General features: G+C 59.6%; 15 protein-coding genes. 6 read left to right on the top strand and 9 right to left on the bottom strand.

The features are described from left to right. Positions 1-13: 13 nt before the first annotated feature. Positions 14-334 carry a DUF6280 family protein gene (locus RLO149_RS14460; RefSeq protein ID WP_011567985.1) on the bottom strand — a complete coding sequence of 107 codons (321 nt, stop codon included), beginning with the start codon at positions 332-334 and terminating at the stop codon, positions 14-16. Between the two features lie 220 nt (positions 335-554). Between RLO149_RS14460 and efp the strand changes: the two genes are divergently transcribed. Then, positions 555-1,118 (top strand): elongation factor P, encoded by a 564-nt coding sequence (gene efp / locus RLO149_RS14455; RefSeq protein ID WP_013962842.1) that lies wholly within the window; start codon positions 555-557, stop codon positions 1,116-1,118. A 21-nt stretch (positions 1,119-1,139) separates the two neighbouring features. On the opposite strand, the gene ygfZ is transcribed toward efp, so the two are convergent. Then, positions 1,140-1,877 carry a CAF17-like 4Fe-4S cluster assembly/insertion protein YgfZ gene (gene ygfZ / locus RLO149_RS14450; protein ID WP_013962841.1) on the bottom strand — a complete coding sequence of 246 codons (738 nt, stop codon included), beginning with the start codon at positions 1,875-1,877 and terminating at the stop codon, positions 1,140-1,142. Positions 1,878-1,944: 67 nt separating this feature from the next. Between ygfZ and RLO149_RS14445 the strand changes: the two genes are divergently transcribed. Then, on the top strand, positions 1,945-2,619 hold the full coding sequence (locus RLO149_RS14445; RefSeq protein ID WP_013962840.1) for a TIGR04283 family arsenosugar biosynthesis glycosyltransferase: 675 nt from the start codon (positions 1,945-1,947) through the stop codon (positions 2,617-2,619). Here the strand turns inward: RLO149_RS14445 and RLO149_RS14440 are convergent. Further along, the gene (locus tag RLO149_RS14440) at positions 2,616-4,469 is read right to left on the bottom strand and encodes an ABC transporter ATP-binding protein (RefSeq protein ID WP_013962839.1); all 1,854 of its coding nucleotides are present in this window, start codon (positions 4,467-4,469) and stop codon (positions 2,616-2,618) included. The two genes, RLO149_RS14445 and RLO149_RS14440, sit on opposite strands and share 4 nt — an antisense overlap. Positions 4,470-4,611: 142 nt before the next feature. On the opposite strand from RLO149_RS14440, the gene RLO149_RS14435 reads away from it, so the two are divergent. After that, positions 4,612-5,844 carry a pyridoxal-phosphate-dependent aminotransferase family protein gene (locus RLO149_RS14435; protein WP_013962838.1) on the top strand — a complete coding sequence of 411 codons (1,233 nt, stop codon included), beginning with the start codon at positions 4,612-4,614 and terminating at the stop codon, positions 5,842-5,844. Here the strand turns inward: RLO149_RS14435 and RLO149_RS14430 are convergent. Together RLO149_RS14430 and RLO149_RS14425 are read right to left on the bottom strand one after the other, a co-directional pair. After that, positions 5,817-6,035: a hypothetical protein gene (locus RLO149_RS14430; protein ID WP_013962837.1), complete on the bottom strand. Its 219-nt coding sequence runs from the start codon at positions 6,033-6,035 to the stop codon at positions 5,817-5,819. The two genes, RLO149_RS14435 and RLO149_RS14430, sit on opposite strands and share 28 nt — an antisense overlap. 55 nt (positions 6,036-6,090) lie before the next feature. After that, complete coding sequence (locus RLO149_RS14425; protein ID WP_013962836.1) at positions 6,091-7,194, bottom strand: pyridoxal phosphate-dependent aminotransferase; 1,104 nt, start codon at positions 7,192-7,194, stop codon at positions 6,091-6,093. Positions 7,195-7,308: 114 nt separating this feature from the next. Here RLO149_RS14425 and RLO149_RS14420 point away from each other — a divergent pair, with 114 nt between their 5' ends. Beyond that, positions 7,309-8,097, top strand: coding sequence for a crotonase/enoyl-CoA hydratase family protein (locus tag RLO149_RS14420; RefSeq protein ID WP_013962835.1), 789 nt, complete (start codon positions 7,309-7,311; stop codon positions 8,095-8,097). Positions 8,098-8,113: 16 nt separating this feature from the next. Here the strand turns inward: RLO149_RS14420 and RLO149_RS14415 are convergent, their stop codons facing one another. From RLO149_RS14415 to RLO149_RS14400, 4 genes are all read right to left on the bottom strand, one after another. After that, entirely contained in the window at positions 8,114-8,443 is a 330-nt protein-coding gene (locus RLO149_RS14415; protein WP_013962834.1) for a DnaJ family domain-containing protein, read from the bottom strand. Positions 8,444-8,453: 10 nt separating this feature from the next. After that, positions 8,454-11,570 carry a valine--tRNA ligase gene (locus RLO149_RS14410; protein ID WP_013962833.1) on the bottom strand — a complete coding sequence of 1,039 codons (3,117 nt, stop codon included), beginning with the start codon at positions 11,568-11,570 and terminating at the stop codon, positions 8,454-8,456. A 75-nt stretch (positions 11,571-11,645) separates the two neighbouring features. Then, positions 11,646-12,245: an HD domain-containing protein gene (locus RLO149_RS14405; protein ID WP_013962832.1), complete on the bottom strand. Its 600-nt coding sequence runs from the start codon at positions 12,243-12,245 to the stop codon at positions 11,646-11,648. After that, entirely contained in the window at positions 12,242-13,120 is an 879-nt protein-coding gene (locus RLO149_RS14400; RefSeq protein ID WP_044025684.1) for a phytanoyl-CoA dioxygenase family protein, read from the bottom strand. Before RLO149_RS14400 ends, RLO149_RS14405 begins: the two co-directional genes overlap by 4 nt. A gap of 204 nt (positions 13,121-13,324) precedes the next feature. Here RLO149_RS14400 and RLO149_RS14395 point away from each other — a divergent pair, with 204 nt between their 5' ends. Then, complete coding sequence (locus RLO149_RS14395; protein WP_013962830.1) at positions 13,325-15,622, top strand: xanthine dehydrogenase family protein molybdopterin-binding subunit; 2,298 nt, start codon at positions 13,325-13,327, stop codon at positions 15,620-15,622. Then, positions 15,600-16,679 carry a DUF2235 domain-containing protein gene (locus RLO149_RS14390; RefSeq protein ID WP_052304804.1) on the top strand — a complete coding sequence of 360 codons (1,080 nt, stop codon included), beginning with the start codon at positions 15,600-15,602 and terminating at the stop codon, positions 16,677-16,679. The genes RLO149_RS14395 and RLO149_RS14390 overlap by 23 nt, the downstream gene beginning before the upstream one ends. Positions 16,680-16,703 lie beyond the last annotated feature (24 nt).

Raw genomic sequence — 16,703 nt, 5'->3', positions numbered from 1 at the left:
GCCAGGGGGGTGCCTAGGCTGCTTCTGCCTGCTGTGCAGCGTTGCGCCGTTCGGATTCTTCGCGGGACAGCGCGACAGATGTCCGAACACCTTTGCCAACAAAGTCCATCAGGCCTTCGACCACCCGTTCGTTGGGGTCGATCCCAGCACAGCTGAGCACTTCGCGTCCGTCACGCGAGCGCGCCCACCGCGCGATTTGTTCAGGGCCATTGCCATATTTCTTGTCGTCGGCAATTGCATCATCCAGTGCAGCGAGTACCACAGCTGCAAAAAGTTTACGCGCACGATTACCTTGCTCGTTATTGAAGGCCGTGCCGTCAACGAAATCTTTCATCCCGTCGTCCTTTCCATTATTCTTGCTCTTGTCTTTTCGGCGTGAAGTCCCTTATGCAGGAACCTAGGTGATTCGGATACCCTGTTTTTGCATACCTTCTATGCAAATTTTGCATGACTTTCCGGTGTTGACCACGACATATCGTTGGCTTGTCACCCTCCAGCCTCCCATATATAGGAGCGGGTAATTATTCATCAACCTTTTACAACGGTTTAGACACATGCCCAAAATCAACGGAAACGAAATCCGGCCCGGAAACGTGCTTGAACATAACGATGGCCTTTGGGCTGCGGTAAAGGTCGATCACGTAAAACCGGGTAAAGGCGGGGCCTTTGCGCAGGTCGAGATGCGCAACCTGCGCAACGGGTCCAAATTGAACGAGCGGTTTCGGTCTGCGGACAAGGTGGAACGCGTGCGGCTGGAACAAAAAGATCAGCAGTTTCTCTATGAGGATTCAGGCATGTTGGTCGTGATGGACACAGAGACATATGAGCAGGTGCAATTGCCTGCGGAGCTTTTGGGCGAGCGGCGGCCTTTCCTGCAGGACGGCATGACCATCGTCGTTGAGTTCTACGATGAAGAAGCGCTCAACGCGACGTTGCCCCAAAAGGTAGTCTGCAAGATCGTTGAGACCGAGGCAGTGGTAAAAGGCCAGACAGCGGCGAAGTCATTCAAGCCGGCCCTGTTGGACAATGGCGTCAAGGTCATGGTGCCGCCCTTCGTCGGGCAGGATGAGGACATCGTCGTCAACACCGAGACCATGGAATACTCCGAACGCGCCTGAGCGTTTTGATACAGTGTACCGTCAGGCGATGCGGTGTAGTTCCGCCGCACCCGCCTGCATCGGCCCCGTTGCACGGTCATAGCGCAGATAGGCCAGTGCCTTATCCCCCGCGCGGCTTTGCAGCACACCGACTGCTTTCCCGTTCGCAGTGATTTCCGCGCCCGGCTCGGCGGGACCCGTGATCGAAACCTGTGCAAGGCCTTTGCGCAATTCGGTCTTGTGCTTCATGCGGGCGGTGACTTCCTGACCGACGTAACAGCCCTTGCGAAAATCAACGCCCGCGATGCGTTCAAATCCGACTTCTAGGATGAAGGTGTCTGGGGTCAGTTCAATTCCGGTTTCCGGGATCTGATGTGCCACGCGCAGGGCGGTCCAGTCGGTTGTGTCATCTGTCTGCGGCGTGTCAGCATAGCAGCGCCAGCCAAGGGCCGGATGACGCGGATCGGGCAACGCCCCCGCGGGCGGATCGCCGATGCCACGGTGCAGATGCAGATCGGTCGTTTCGATGGAGACATCAGCGCGTAATTTATACATGCTCAACCGCTGCGCCAGCATATCCCCATGGCTTTCGGCGACATCGATCAGAATAGCGTCGCCCGATTTGCAGATAAAGAAATCGGCCAGATACTTCCCCTGTGGCGTCAACATCGCCGCATAAACCAGCCCCGTTTCAACGCCTTTGATATCGTTTGTAATCAGGCCCTGAAGAAACTCGGTAACATCTGTTCCGGTCAGTCTGAGGATGCGACGTTTGGTCATGGGGGCCTCTTTGTTAACGTGTGACAGGCATATAACCATGCAGCCGCAAGTTTGAAGAGGTAGCGTAATGCGTGCACCGATTTCGGTGATAATTCCGACGTTAAATGCAGAAACCTGTCTTGGTGCCTGTCTGGCCTCGCTGATGCCGGGGGTGGAGGCGGGATTGATCCGTGAGTTGATCGTGACGGATGGTGGCTCGACAGATGCAACGGTCGAGATTGCCAAGGAATGGGGCGCTGAGGTTCTTGAAGGGTCGGCGTCGCGTGGTGCGCAGCTGGCACGTGGATGTCGGGCGGCGCAAGGGGATTGGTTGTTGGTGCTCCATGCAGACACGCGCCTGAATGAGGCTTGGGTCGGCCCGGTGGCGAAACATCTGCGCAGTCCTGACGCCGCGTGGTTCAGGCTTGCCTTTGAGGATGGTGGCGGGGCAGGGCGCATGGTTGCGGCCTGGGCCAATTTGCGCAGCCGTATGGGGCTGCCTTACGGAGATCAGGGGTTGCTCGTGCCTGCAACGTTGTACGCGCGTGTCGGTGGCTATCCCAATCAGCCGCTGATGGAGGATGTCGCGATTGCCCGCGCGCTCAAGGGGCATCTGATCGGTCTGGATGTGATCGCAACGACCAGTGCCGCGCGGTATAAGAAACAAGGGTGGCTGCGCCGGGGCGCGCGCAACTTATGGACGCTGATACGGTATTTTGCGGGCACGCCGCCGCAGCAACTCGCTCAAAGCTATCGCGGCTAGTTTGTGAAAAACCCGCCGATCCGCTGAAGAAGGTTCGCCGGTGCGTCCATTACGGTTTTTTGTTTCTTTTCGGGGCTGATGGAACGTGTGTCCGCAACGAGCTTGCCATCCTGAAACTGGAGGCGATAGAGATCGGCATAGGTGCCGCCCCGGGCAAGCAATTCCTCATGGGTGCCTTCGTCCACGACGCGGCCACGGTCCATCACGATGATCTTGTCGGCATCACGCACCGTGGACAGTCGGTGTGCAATGACCAATGTGGTCCGCCCCGACGCAAGCTTGTCCAATGCTTTTTGCACCACGGATTCAGATTGTGCATCAAGGGCTGAGGTGGCCTCGTCCAACAGCAGGATGGGCGTGTCACGCAGCAAAGCGCGCGCGATTACGACCCGTTGTCGTTGCCCACCCGAAAGGGCAGAGCCACGTGGTCCTACAGGTGTGTCGACGCCTTTGGGCATTTGTTTGAGGAAATCACTGACGTGCGCTGCATCAAGGGCTGCGGTCAGTGCCTCTTCACTGACGTTTTTACGCCCCATCACCACATTTTCCCGGATGGTTTCGTCAAAGAGCAATGCCTCTTGCGTGACCACGGAATACAACCGTCGCAGGTCGGGCAGTGCCATCTCGTTTGTTGCGACACCGCCGACGCGCACCACCCCTTCCGTGGGGTCGATCAACCGCGTCAAAAGGTTAAAGATCGTGGATTTGCCTGCCCCGGATGCCCCAACAAGTGCTGTGGTCTGGCCTGCGGCAGCGGTCAGGGACAATTTATCCAGAACTTCGGTTTCGCCATAGCTCAAGGACACGTTTTCCAGTGTGATGCCGGGGGTGCCGGTTGGAGCAGGCTTCGGGTTCTCGGGAGAGACCAGTTTCACGGGCATTTCCATAAGCTCTTTCAACCGCTCGATTGACGCGGAAGCGATCTGGATCTGGCCACTGATGCTGGCCAACCGCCGCATCGGGTCAAACGCAAAGCCCATGGCCGTGAAAAAGCTCATGAACTGACCGACGGTTTTTTCGCCCGAAATAATCTCGCTGCCCCCATAGAGGATTACGGCCATGAAGCCGAAGCCTGACATCACATCGACCATGGCCGGTAAAGCTGCGGAGCCTTTGACCGTGCGCATGTTTGTCTTGATGAACTTCTCGGTTGTCTCGCGGTAGCGCCGGCGCTCGTAGTCTTCGGCATTGTTCAGTTTGATCTGCACGATCCCGTGAAACACCTCATCCAGACGGGTGGCCAAACTGGCGGCCAGATCGCGGACTTCACGCGCGCGCCTGCGTACGAAACGTTGTGCGACTACAGCGGGCAGCACGATGATCGGAATCCCGAAACAGGCGAGCAATGCCCATGTAACATCGACATTGATCGCCACGGCCAGCAGTACGAAGAGCCCGATAAAATCACGCCCGGCACCCGTCAGTAGGCTGCGCCAGATCTTGTTCACAGACCCAACATCGCCTTGTACCCGCTGGATCAGGTGGCCCGGCGGATGTGTCTGGTGGAATTCGCCCCCTTGCTTCATCATTTTGGCCAGAAGATCCTGCCGTACCTCAGACGCAGTCAGCATCGCGACCCGTGACAGCAGAATTTTCTGTACGACGCCCGACAGTGCCCTGACGAGGAAGATGCTAATCACCACAGCGGCGATGACATAAAGCATCCGGCCGTCGCCTTCCAAGAAGACATTGTCGAACATCGGCTGCATCATATAGGCGAGCGCGCCCAGCATTGAACCCTCAACGAACATGAAGACCAGCGCCACGGCGATCAGCTTTGCGTGCTTGCGCAAATATCCACGCCAGAGCCATTTGAACAAAATGCCTGAGGATACGCTCTTGCTGCTCATGTAATGCCTATTGTTCCCGAGTTTGACGACGCGTTGTCTATCCACTCATCTATGCCGCGCGACGCTAAGCTGCAAGCACGCTGGCAATTGACGCTTGGTTTCAGAACGCTAGTGTTGCCGAGAAACAAAAAGGGCAGTCTTGATGACCCAAAAAACCAATCTGTCTGCCGGGCGGGGATACCTCGCCATACCGGGGCCTTCTGTCATTCCTGATGCAGTGTTGCAGGCCATGCACCGTGCAGCGCCGAATATTTACGCGGGAGAGTTGCCGGATATGATGCCGGGCATCGTAACTGACCTGCGCCGCGTTGCGCGTACTAAACATGACGTTGTGATCTATATCGGCAATGGGCACGCGGCATGGGAGGCGGCACTGGCCAATGTGATTGGCGAAGGGGATCGGGTGCTGGTCCCTGCCACGGGCAGTTTTGGTCGTGGATGGGGGGATATGGCCGCGGGGCTTGGGGCGCTGGTTGAAACGCTCGATTTTGGGAAGTCTTCCGCGATGGATATGGCGCGGATCGGCGAGGCGCTGAAGGCGGATACCGCGCATACGATCAAAGCGATTCTGGCGGTGCATGTGGATACATCAAGTTCGGTGCGCAATGATATTGCAGCCCTGCGCACGGTGATGGATGAGGCGGCGCATCCTGCGCTGCTTATGGTTGATTGCATCGCCTCACTGGGCTGCGACGTGTTCGAGATGGACGACTGGGGTGTGGATGTCATGGTCACTGCCTGTCAAAAAGGGCTGATGGTGCCACCCGGTATGAGCTTCGTCTTTTTCAACGAAAAGGCCGCTGAGGTTCGGCGGCACATGCCACGGGTCAGCTGCTACTGGGATTGGACCCCGCGCGCAGCACCCGAACTGTTTTACCAATACTGGAACGGGACGGCTCCGACGCATCATGTCTATGGGCTGCGTGCCGCGCTCGACATGATCCACGCCGAAGGGATGGAGGCGGTCTGGCGGCGTCATGATGTGCTGGCACATGCGATCTGGGCGGCCTGTCATGCATGGGGTTCCGCCGGCAGTCTGGCCTTTAACGTGGCCGATCCGGACTCGCGAAGCCGGGCCGTCACGTCACTGAGGCTTCAAAGCCCAAATGCCACGGCGCTGCGCGACTGGACCGAAAACCAGCTTGGCTTAACGCTTGGCATAGGGCTGGGCATGGCCGCACCGGGCGATCCTGCGTGGCATGGTTTTTTCCGGCTCGGTCACATGGGGCATGTCAACGGGCATATGATCATGGGGATGCTTGGCGGGATTGATGCAGGGCTGAAAGCGCTGGATATTTCGCACGGGAAAGGCGCGCTTGAAGCCGCGTCCGAGGTCATCGCAACCGGTCAGGTGTCGCCGGACACGTCGCCATAGCGCTGATCGGCAAGCTGTTTGCGATGTTCGAGCCAGGAGACCCAGTGGTTGACCACCAGTCCCAGAAAGATCGCTGCGACAAGGCCATAGACCGCAAAGAGTAATAACAGGATCCATCCCAGATTGACGCCAAACATGACGATGCAGGCGCCTGTGAAATTCGGGGCCCGACCAAGCTTGTGACCTTCCATATCACACCTCGCTGATCACTCTTCCAAAAAGAGTATAGAGCGGACAGGTTTGACGTCAGCCTTTTTCTGCGCGCCGCAGCGCCTCAGGCAAAACCTCGGCCAGAAGGTCAAGGTCTGCCGGTGTGCCGCAACTGATCCTGACGCAGCGGTTCAGGGGGGCGACCATGGGCATGCGCACAAAGATGCCCTGCGCCAGCATCTCTTCCATGACCCGGCTGGCAAAGGCGTTGTCGCGACAGCAATCAATCGCGACGAAGTTTGTGGCTGATTTGATGGGTTTCAACCCGCAGGATGTGGCGATTTTCCCGATCCGCAGCCGGGAAGAGGTGATGCGCGCAACCACCGAGCGCAGCCATGTCTGATCAGACAGCGCCGCCAGTGCGCCCTCCTGAGCGGAGCGGTTCATCCCGAAGTGGTTTCTGACCTTGTTGAACGCGGCGATAACGTCTGCATGACCAATGGCATAACCAACGCGTGCACCTGCCAGTCCATAAGCTTTGGAAAAGGTGCGCAGCCGGATCACGCGCGGATCGTCATAGGCGACGGGCACCGCGCTGGTTTCAGGGGCACATTCGAGATAGGCCTCATCCAGCACAAGCAGGGTTCCGGAAGGCAACGCGTCAAGCGCTGCGGCGATGTCGGACCCGCTGTGGACGGTGCCCATGGGGTTGTCGGGATTGGACAGGTAGACCAGTTTGGCATCCACCTCGCGGGCCTTATCGAACAGGGCGGCGAGATCCTCGAAGTCCTGCTTGTAGGGCACTTTATGTACGATTCCGCCAAAACCGGCGACGTGGTAGTTGAACGTAGGGTAGGCTCCGTCCGATGTGACAACCGCATCGCCCTGAGCCACGAAAAGCCGCACCAGATTGGCGAGCAGGCTATCGATCCCCTCGCCGACCATGATTGTATCAGCAGAGGTGCCAAGATGATGCGCCAGAGCGTGGCGCAAGTCATAGCTTTCGGGATCGCCATACATCCACTGGGGTGTCTCTGCCATGGCGCGCACGGCACTTGGTGAGGGTCCAAACACGCTTTCGTTGGCGCCCAATCGTGCATCAAAGCGCAAGCCGCGTGCGCGCTCCTGCGTCTCGGGGCCGACAAACGGAACGGTTGCAGGAAGGGATTCAGCGATTTTGGTCAGGCGAAAACGAATCATGCGGCGTGATAGGCCAAGCCATACGTTGTGGGCAAGTCCGCCGTGCCGTAACGTTGCGCTGGTAATAAAATGTGTGTCAGGTTTTCTACAGTTGTCCAAAAAAGGAGATCTGCCGTGTCGCGTGTTCGCGTAACCCATCAGGATCATATCGCCCACATCATTCTGACCCGTGCGGAAAAGAAAAACGCGATGGATGACGAGATGATAGATGCTATCATCGCAGCGGGTGAAGCTGTTTCGGCGTCTTCGGCCCGTGCTGTGATCCTGTCGGGCGAGGGCAGTTGTTTCTGTGCTGGTATTGATATCTCCGGACTGTCCAAGATGGTTGGGCAGGATATCGAAGCGCTGATCATGCCACGCACCCATGGAACGGGCACAACAAACCGCTGGCAAGAGGTGTCGATGGTCTGGCATCGCCTTGATATTCCAGTGATTGCGGCGCTGCATGGTGTCGTCTTTGGCGCGGGGCTGCAATTGGCGCTGGGGGCGGATATACGCTTTGCCGCACCGGAAACGCAGTTTGCCGTGATGGAGATGAAGTGGGGTCTCATCCCCGATATGGGCGGCATGGTGCTATTGCCGCGTCTGGTGCGGGATGATGTGATGAAACGCCTGATTTACACGGCGGCCCCTGTTTCGGCGCAACAGGCCGCAACATGGGGGCTGGTCACCGAGGTTGTCGCTGACCCGCTTGAGGCGGCGCAGCGGCTGGCCTCGGAAATCGCGGGCAAAGGGCCGAACGCCATTCGTGCGGCAAAGAATTTGTGCGCCTTTGCCCATACCGCCGCCCCTGCCGATGTCCTGAAAGAAGAATCGCGGGTGCAGGTGGACTTGTTGGGTAAGCCCGAGCAGATGGAAGTGATCGCGGCGCAGTTTGCCAAGAGGGCGCCCATGTTCAAATAGCGCCGGGGTTTGGGGCTTATTGCATGAACTTCTGGCGCGCTTCACGGGCGATCTGGTACCGCAGGTCGAGGTCGGCCAGATGCGCCATGGCCTTTTTGCGCGCGGCCTCTGTTGTGCAGGCCGCATAGGCGGTGCGGGCCGCATCCAGTTGCTTTTTCAAAGCAAATTCTTCCGGCAGCACGCCAGCTTCGGCCATAATACGCATGCCTGCGGACAGGGCGGCTGCCTCCTGTGTTTCGACGGGGCGGTCGGGCAGGGGTTTGCCTTGGCCCTCAAGCCCGTCCAGCTTGCCTTCGGCGCGTGCCTTGGCAATCTGGCGTTCTGTGAGGTTTTGCAAACGTCGCATGGCGCGCAGTTTACCCCAGTTCGGCCAATCGCGCGAGCGCCTGGTTCAGCCGGGCTTCTTCCTCTTCGCGCAGGGCGAGATTGGCGCGGGTTTCCTCGACCACTTCGGGCGGGGCGGAGGCTGCGAATTTCGGATTGTTCAACCGCCCGCGCAGCCCGCCAAGCTCCTTGGCGAGCTTGCCCAGTGACTTTTCAAGCCGCGATTTTTCCTCAGCGATATCAATGATGTCGGCCAGCGGCAGCCCAAAGGACGCGCCCCGCACGGCAAGCGATACTGTCCCTTTGGGGAAGCTGTCTGCGTGCTCAAGTGCCTCGACGCGGGCGAGGCGTTTGATCATCACCTCGTTGCGCGCCCAAGCGGTCTGTCCGGCGGCGTCGATCTCGGTGACGATCAGCGGGACATATAGGCCTGCGGGCACATGCATTTGTTGGCGGGCAGAGCGGATGGCTTCGATCAGGCTGATGACCCAATTTACCTCTGCGTCAGCGGCTTCATCCACCAGTTCTGCTGTTGTGTAAGTGGGCCAGTCGGCGTGGACGAGCATCTTTTCGCGGGTGCCGGTGGCGGCCCAGAGTTCCTCTGTGATGAAGGGCATGACGGGGTGCAGCAGGATCATGCATTGATCGAGCACCCATGCCATCGTGGCGCGTGTCTCGGCGGCGTATTCGGCGTTGGTTTCGTCCTGCAACAGGGGTTTGGACAGTTCCACATACCAGTCACAAACCTTGCCCCAGACAAAGGCATAGGCCGCATTGGCCGCGTCGTTGAAACGGTAGTTTTCGAGGGCCGCGTCGATCTCTTGCCGGACTTTTGCGGTCTCTCCGATGATCCATTTGTTCACGGCCTGTTCGACGTCGGCAGGAGGTCGGTTTTGCGTCGGTATCACGTCGGTGCGCGCCGCGCGCTGGGCAAAGACTTCGTTCATCTCCGCAAAGCGGCAGGCGTTCCACAATTTGGTGCCGAAATTGCGGTAGCCCGCGATGCGCTGGGTGGAGAGTTTCAGATCGCGCCCCATGGCGGCCATGGCGGTGAGGGTGAAGCGCACGGCGTCCGCGCCGAACTCGTCGATCATGTCGAGCGGGTCGATGACGTTGCCCAAGGACTTGGACATTTTCTTGCCCTTTTCATCGCGCACGAGCGCGTGGACATAGACGGTCGAGAACGGCTTTTGCCCCGTCACCGCGTATTGCATCATCATCATGCGGGCGACCCAGAAGAAGATGATGTCAAAGCCGGTGATCAGCGTGGAGGTGGGGAAGTATTTTTGCAGCGCTTCGTTTGCTGCGTCTGCTTCGGCGTCGCCCGTCCAGCCGAGCGTGCCGATGGGCCAGAGCCCGGAGGAGAACCATGTGTCGAGGACGTCGGGGTCACGGTCGAGAATGACCACGAACTTACCTTCCAATCCTAGGGCAGTTACAGGACTCTGATACTCTAAAGCTGGTACTGGAGGTGTCCGCACTCCTTTGATGTCGGCTACGGCGATATCCTCGTTGTTTCGTAATCGGACTTCACACGGATCGCTTATACGCTTTGACCAAAAGCTTGTCGCCGCTTCAATAGCGGCCTTTTCGCTGGGAGCGCAGAATTGGTTTCCTTCATGATCAAACCACACCGGAATCTGATGCCCCCACCAAAGCTGGCGCGAGATGCACCACGGTTCGATGTTTTCCAGCCAGTTGAAATAGACCTTCTTGTCCTGCTCGGGGAAGATTTGGGTCTCGCCATTGCGCACCGCGTCAATCGCGGGCTGCACGATTTTGGAGGTTTCTACGAACCACTGGTCGGTCAGCATCGGCTCGATGACGGTTTTGGAGCGGTCGCCAAAGGGCTGCATGATCTTTTTGCTCTCAACCAGCGGCTCAAGGAAGGGTTCGTCCACGGGCAGAAAGGCGTCTTCGGGGTCGGGGTTGGCGACGGGGACCATGACGGCCAGCCCTTCGGCGGTGATCTGTTTCACGACTGCCTTGCGGGCCTCGAACCGGTCGAGGCCGCGCAACTCGCCTGGTACAAGGTTGACCGCGTCGGCTTCGGTCTCAGTGAGGGTGCGCTCGCCTTGCGCAACGGCCATCGCAATCGCTGCGGCCTCGGCGTAGGGCGCGCCGTCATCGCGCATGGCGGCTTTGGTGTCCATCAGGCGGTAGAGCGGGATGTCGTTACGCTTGGCGACGGCATAGTCGTTGAAGTCATGCGCGCCGGTGATCTTGACCGCGCCCGAGCCGAAGGTGGGATCGGGGTATTCATCGGTGATGATCGGGATCAGGCGGCGGTGTTCCTTGGGCCCAACCGGGATTTCGCAGAGCTTTCCGATGATTGGTGCATAACGTTCATCTGACGGATGCACGGCAACCGCGCCATCGCCCAGCATGGTTTCGGGGCGGGTCGTGGCGATTGAGATATAATCGCGGGTCTCGCGCAGGGTCTCGTTTCCGTCCTCGTCCTTTTCGACGTATTCATAGGTGGCCCCCCCGGCGAGCGGGTATTTGAAGTGCCACATGTGGCCATCGACTTCGATATTCTCGACCTCGAGGTCCGAGATCGCGGTTTCGAAATGCGGGTCCCAGTTGACCAGCCGCTTGCCGCGATAAATGAGGCCCTTGTTATACATGTCCACGAAGACCTTGATGACCGCGTCGTGGAAATTCGGGCCGTTGCCTGCGTCGGGGTCGCCCGGTGCGCCGCCCATGGTGAAGGCTTCGCGTGACCAGTCACACGACGCGCCGAGGCGTTTGAGTTGCCCGATGATGGTGCCGCGGGATGCGACCTTTTGCTGCCAGACACGGTCGAGGAACTTTTCGCGCCCCATCTCGCGGCGGGTCGGTTCGCCATTCGCGGCCATTTCGCGTTCGGTGACCATCTGCGTGGCGATGCCCGCGTGATCCGTGCCCGGCTGCCAGAGCGTGTCGAAGCCGCGCATGCGGTGCCAGCGGATCAGGATATCCTGCAGCGTGTTGTTGAACGCGTGCCCCATGTGCAGCGAGCCCGTCACATTGGGCGGGGGGATCATGATCGAAAAGGTTTCAGCACCTGCCCGTGCATTGGCCCCGGCCTTGAATGCGCCCGCTTGTTCCCAAGCGGCGTAGAGGCGTGCTTCGGCCTCTTTTGCGTCGAATGTCTTGTCCAGCGCCATTACATGCGTCCTTTACCCTTGCTTGCGCGATGATCTAGCCGAGGTCGCCGCAAAGGGAAAGGTCGGGCGTGCGGTTTATGTGCTGATCAGCGGTTCGCGCGCACCGGGGCGGATGATGGCCGGATCGTAAGGCGTGCGGGCAAAGACGGCGCGCACCCGGTCGACAAAGTGGTCAATCGGCAGGGTGTCATAGGCGGGATCAAAGCTGGACTGGTCCCAGCGTTCGCAAAACTGCGCGCAGTCGTCAAAATAGGCGCTGTCGCGGTAGGCGTCGCGTTTGTGCGGGTTCGCGCCGACGTGGTGGCCGTAATAGATCATCTGGAAGTCACCGTGTTTTTCCACGACCCACGTGCATTGTTCGCGCACGAAGGGGCGCAGGATGGTGGCGGCGTATTCGTCGTGGTTGTAGGGCGCAAAGATGTCGCCGATGTCATGCAGCAGGGCGGAGACGATCCAATCCGTGTCAGCGCGATCGCGTTCGGCGCGGGTGGCCGATTGCAGCGAGTGGCCAAGGCGGGTGATCTGGTAGCCCGAGAGGCTTTCATCAAGGCTGACCAGCGCCTTGAGCAGGCGGTCGGCGGTGCCCTTGGTGTATGCGGTCTCGTGTTCGGTGAGGAAGTCGTAGTCTTCCTTGGTGCCGTCTTTCATCTGGGTAAAGCTGACGCGGTCGATCATCCGTAGAGGGTTCCTTGTTTTTTGGCACCGGACATCATCGCCTTGGCCTGTGCGGCGCGGATTTTATCATACTGCGCGAGGGCATCGGGGGCAAAATTCGCCGATGGCGCGGGGAAGCTGGCGAAATGGCCGTGCCTGTCTGTGCCACGGGCGAGGAGGGCATAATCGACCTCGGCCACCTGCTGTTTCACATCCGGCGTGCAGTAGCGGATGACGGCGGCAATGCGGCGATCATCGGTGGTATTGGGGCCGGAGCCATGGATCGTCAGCCCGTGGTGGAGCGAGATCTGGCCGGGGTGGATTTCGATGGGCACCTTGTCGGCGTCCGCCACATCGACCTGCACTTCCTGCCCGCGCGACAGGAGGTTATTCTCGGCAAAGGTATCTTCATGCGGCAGGATCGCGTTTTTATGTGAGCCGCGCACGAAATCCATGCACCCGGAGGCAGGCGTCGCAGGCGAGAGCGACAGCCATGCGGTGACCAGCCCGTCAATCGCGCCGAGGCCCCAATAGGTCAGGTCCTGATGCATGGAGACGATCTGGTTGGTGCGGGGTTCCTTGATGAAGAATTCCACCGCGTAGATCATGATGTCGGGGCCGAGGATACCTTCGACGACGTCCAGAATGCGCGGGTCGGACCCGATGCGGTGGGCCATGGGCATCACGCAATGCGAATTGACACGCTTATAGGTGCTGAGCGGCAGGGGCAGGCCCGCATCGAGGTAATCCGCCTCGATCTGTTCAAGCTCGGCGCGCAGGGCGGTCGCCTCACGCGCGGGCATCACCTGCAGGGGGAAGAGATAGCCGTCGCGCCAGTACTGATCTGTCTGGGCTTGCATCAGTCGGCCCTGTTCCAGTGGCAAGGGGTGGGGCATCTGATCCTCCGGGTCGTGTGGTTGAATGATCGCGCTGGTGCGGGCGGGCTTCTGTTCTGTTTGCGACATCAATCTGCGTGCCGCAAAACGGCGCGTCGGTCCGTTGGTGCCGGCGATCATGTTATGACAGGTCTCAGCACTGGACAAGCGGGTCACCACCGCTACTGTCCCAATGACAGAGGTCGGTATGCAAGGAGGCATCGCATGGAAAAATTTGGCAAATCACAGCCCGTAAAGCGGGTTGAGGATGTTCGTTTTCTCACAGGTGAAGGTCGCTATGTAGATGATATCGCGCCTGAGGGTGCGCTCTTTGCTTTTGTGTTTCGCGCGCCTGTGGCCCATGCGGTGATCACCGGTCTGGATGTGGCGGAGGCGCGCACCGCGCCGGGCGTGCACGCGGTGCTGACGGCAGATGATCTGAAGGCTGCCGGGATTACCAAATCGATGTCCGCCCAGACGGTCAAGAACCTCGATGGCAGCATGGGTGCGGCCCCCCGCAGACCAATCCTCGCAGAGGAGCGTTTGCGTTTTGTGGGCGAGCCTGTGGCGTTCATCGTGGCGGAGACGCTCGATCAGGCGCGCGATGCGGCGGAATTGATCGACCTGTCCTATGATGAGTTGCCCGCCAAGATGGATATTCAGGCCGGTGGCGCGCCATTGCACGCCGAGGCCCCTGACAACGTGGCCTTTGACTGGGGCATGGGAGATGAGGCCGCCACGGACGCCGCATTTGCCGCCGCTGCGCACACGGTATCGCTGGAGGTGCCGGACAATCGCATCATCGTCAATTCGCTTGAGCCGCGCGGATGTTATGCCGAATGGGAGGGCGAGCGGGTCCATGTTTCTGTGGGCGGGCAGGGCGTCTGGGCGCAGAAATCAGAGATCGCGGAATTGCTGAACATCGACGCAGAACGCGTGCGGGTCACCAACCCGGATACGGGCGGTGGTTTCGGGATGAAGGGGTTCCCCTATCCGGAATATGCGCTGGCCGCCCATGCCGCCAAAACTGTCGGCAAGCCCGTGCGCTGGATGTCGGAGCGTACCGAGGCGATGTTGACCGATAACGCCGGGCGCGATCTGACGAGCTTTGCCGAATTTGCCTTTGATGAAAACCACAAGATCATCGGATACCGCGTGCATACGCGCTGCAACCTTGGCGCTTACAACAGCATGTATGCGCAGTTCATCCAGAGCCAGCTGTTCAGCCGGGTGCTGATGGGGGTCTATGATGTGCAGGCCACATGGCTGCGGGTCGAGGGGATTTACACCAACACGACCTATGTGGACGCCTATCGTGGCGCAGGGCGACCCGAGGCGATTTACGTGCTGGAGCGGTTGATTGACCGCGCGGCCCGGACCCTCGGTGTGGACCCGCTGGAATTGCGGCGGATCAATTTCATCAAGCCTGATCAGTTCCCCTATCAGAACTCGACCGGTGAGTTGTATGACGTCGGGGATTTCGACAAAGTGCTGCGCCGCGCTGAGCTTGAGGCCGATCTTGCGGGCTTTGCGGCGCGCAAAGAAGCCGACGCGGGCCAGGGTCTGCTGCGCGGTCTGGGGCTGTGTTACTATATTGAAAGTATTTTGGGTGATCCTAGTGAAGGCGCAAAGATTGCGTTCAATGAGGATGGCACCGTGAGCATCTATGTCGGCACACAAAGCACAGGACAGGGGCATGAAACCGTCTATGCCCAGTTTCTGAGTGATCAGACCGGGATACCGGCGGATCAGATTTTTGTCGTGCAGGGCGACAGTGATCAGATTGCGCAGGGCGGCGGCACTGGCGGGTCACGCTCCGTTACCGTGCAGAATACGGCGACGCTGGCCACGGTTGAGGTCATGACCACGGCATTCACAGCGTTTCTGGCCGATGAAATGGGCGTGCCAGCATCTGAGATCAGTTTTGACGATGAACGCTTCCGCGCGGATGGCAGCAATATGACGCCGACCATGTTGGAAGTGGCCGAACTGGCCCGTGAAAAGGGCCGCGATGATCTGTTGAGTCACGCGGCACGCGCGACCCTGCCTGCGCGCAGTTTCCCCAATGGCTGCCATGTGTCCGAGGTTGTGATTGACCCCGATACCGGTGTTGTCAGCGTCGATCGCTATACGGTGGTTGATGATTTTGGCAATCTTATCAACCCGATGCTGGCCGAAGGACAGGTGCATGGCGGTGTCGCACAGGGCATCGGGCAGGCGATCAGCGAACATGTGGTTTTTGATGAGCAGGGCCAGTTGCTGACCGCGAGTTTCATGGATTACGCGATGCCGCGGGCGGATGGTGTGCCCAACATCAGCTTTACCTCTGAACCCGTGCCCTCAACGGCGAATATCATGGGGATGAAGGGGTGTGGAGAGGCCGGCACGGTTGGCGCCCTCGCCGCTGTGGCGAATGCAGTTCAGGATGCGCTTTGGGAGCATGGCGTGCGGCAGGCGGATATGCCGTTTACACCGCTGAAGGTTTGGGAGTTGTTAAACAGTGAGGCTATCGCGGCCGAATAGAAAAACCTGGCATTGGCTGCGCCGGGCGATCTGGCGTCGGCCAGCGCAGGACTTCGGACCCCGCCGCGGGCCGGTCACGCATGTTATTATTCTCGACGGCACGATGTCGTCGCTCAATCCCGGTCAGGAGACGAACGCCGGGATCGCCTATCATCTGTGCCGCGAGATGGGCGCGCAACTGTCGATTTATTATGAACCCGGCCTGCAATGGACTGACTGGCGGTCCGCGCGCGATGTGATGATCGGGCGCGGCATCAACCGGCAGATCAGACGCGCCTATGGCTACCTTGCATCGCGCTACAGACCGGGGGATCGCATTTTCCTCATGGGATATTCGCGCGGTGCCTATGCGGTGCGCAGCCTTGCGGGTGTCATTGACATGATGGGGCTGTTGCGCGCGCAGGTCGCGACGGAGCGGAACATTCGTGATGTTTACCGCCATTATCAAGGCAACCCGGAGAGCGACGTGGCACGCGCCTTTTCCCGGGCAAAATGTTTGCAGAACGTCGAGATTGAAATGATTGGTGTGTGGGATACGGTCAAGGCGCTGGGCCTGAATATGCCCGTGCTGTGGCGGTTGAGCGAAAAGGCGCATGCGTTTCACAGCGATGCGCTGAGCCATAATGTCAAGGCGGGGTTTCACGCGGTGGCGCTGGATGAAACCCGCGCGGCCTATGCGCCGGTGATGTGGAACACGCCCGATGGTTTCGAGGGCCGGGTGGAGCAGCTTTGGTTTCCCGGAACCCATGGCGATATCGGCGGGCAGCTGGGCGGGTTCGAGGACGCGCGGCCCCTGTCCAACATCCCGTTGGTCTGGATGCTGGAGCGCGCGCAGTTGGCCGGGTTGCCGCTGCCCGAGGGCTGGGCAAGGCGGTTTCCCTGTGATCCGAATGCTCCGATGCTGGGCACCTTTCGCGGGCGCGGCAAGTGGTTCGTGACGCGCCGTGCGCGTGTGGCGCTGACGGACTCCTCCGAGCGGATGCATGACAGCGTGCATTTGCGCGCGGCCGCACGTCCCGCACCCCGGCGCAGAATGGCGTTTGGCCGGGCAGTCTAGCATCAGCGTGCGCGGCTATTCGAG

Source organism: Roseobacter litoralis Och 149 (genome assembly GCF_000154785.2).
Classification (GTDB): Bacteria; Pseudomonadota; Alphaproteobacteria; order Rhodobacterales; family Rhodobacteraceae; genus Roseobacter; species Roseobacter litoralis.
Note: the sequence above shows the minus strand (reverse complement) of the source record. Positions and strands in the feature narration are given on the sequence as shown.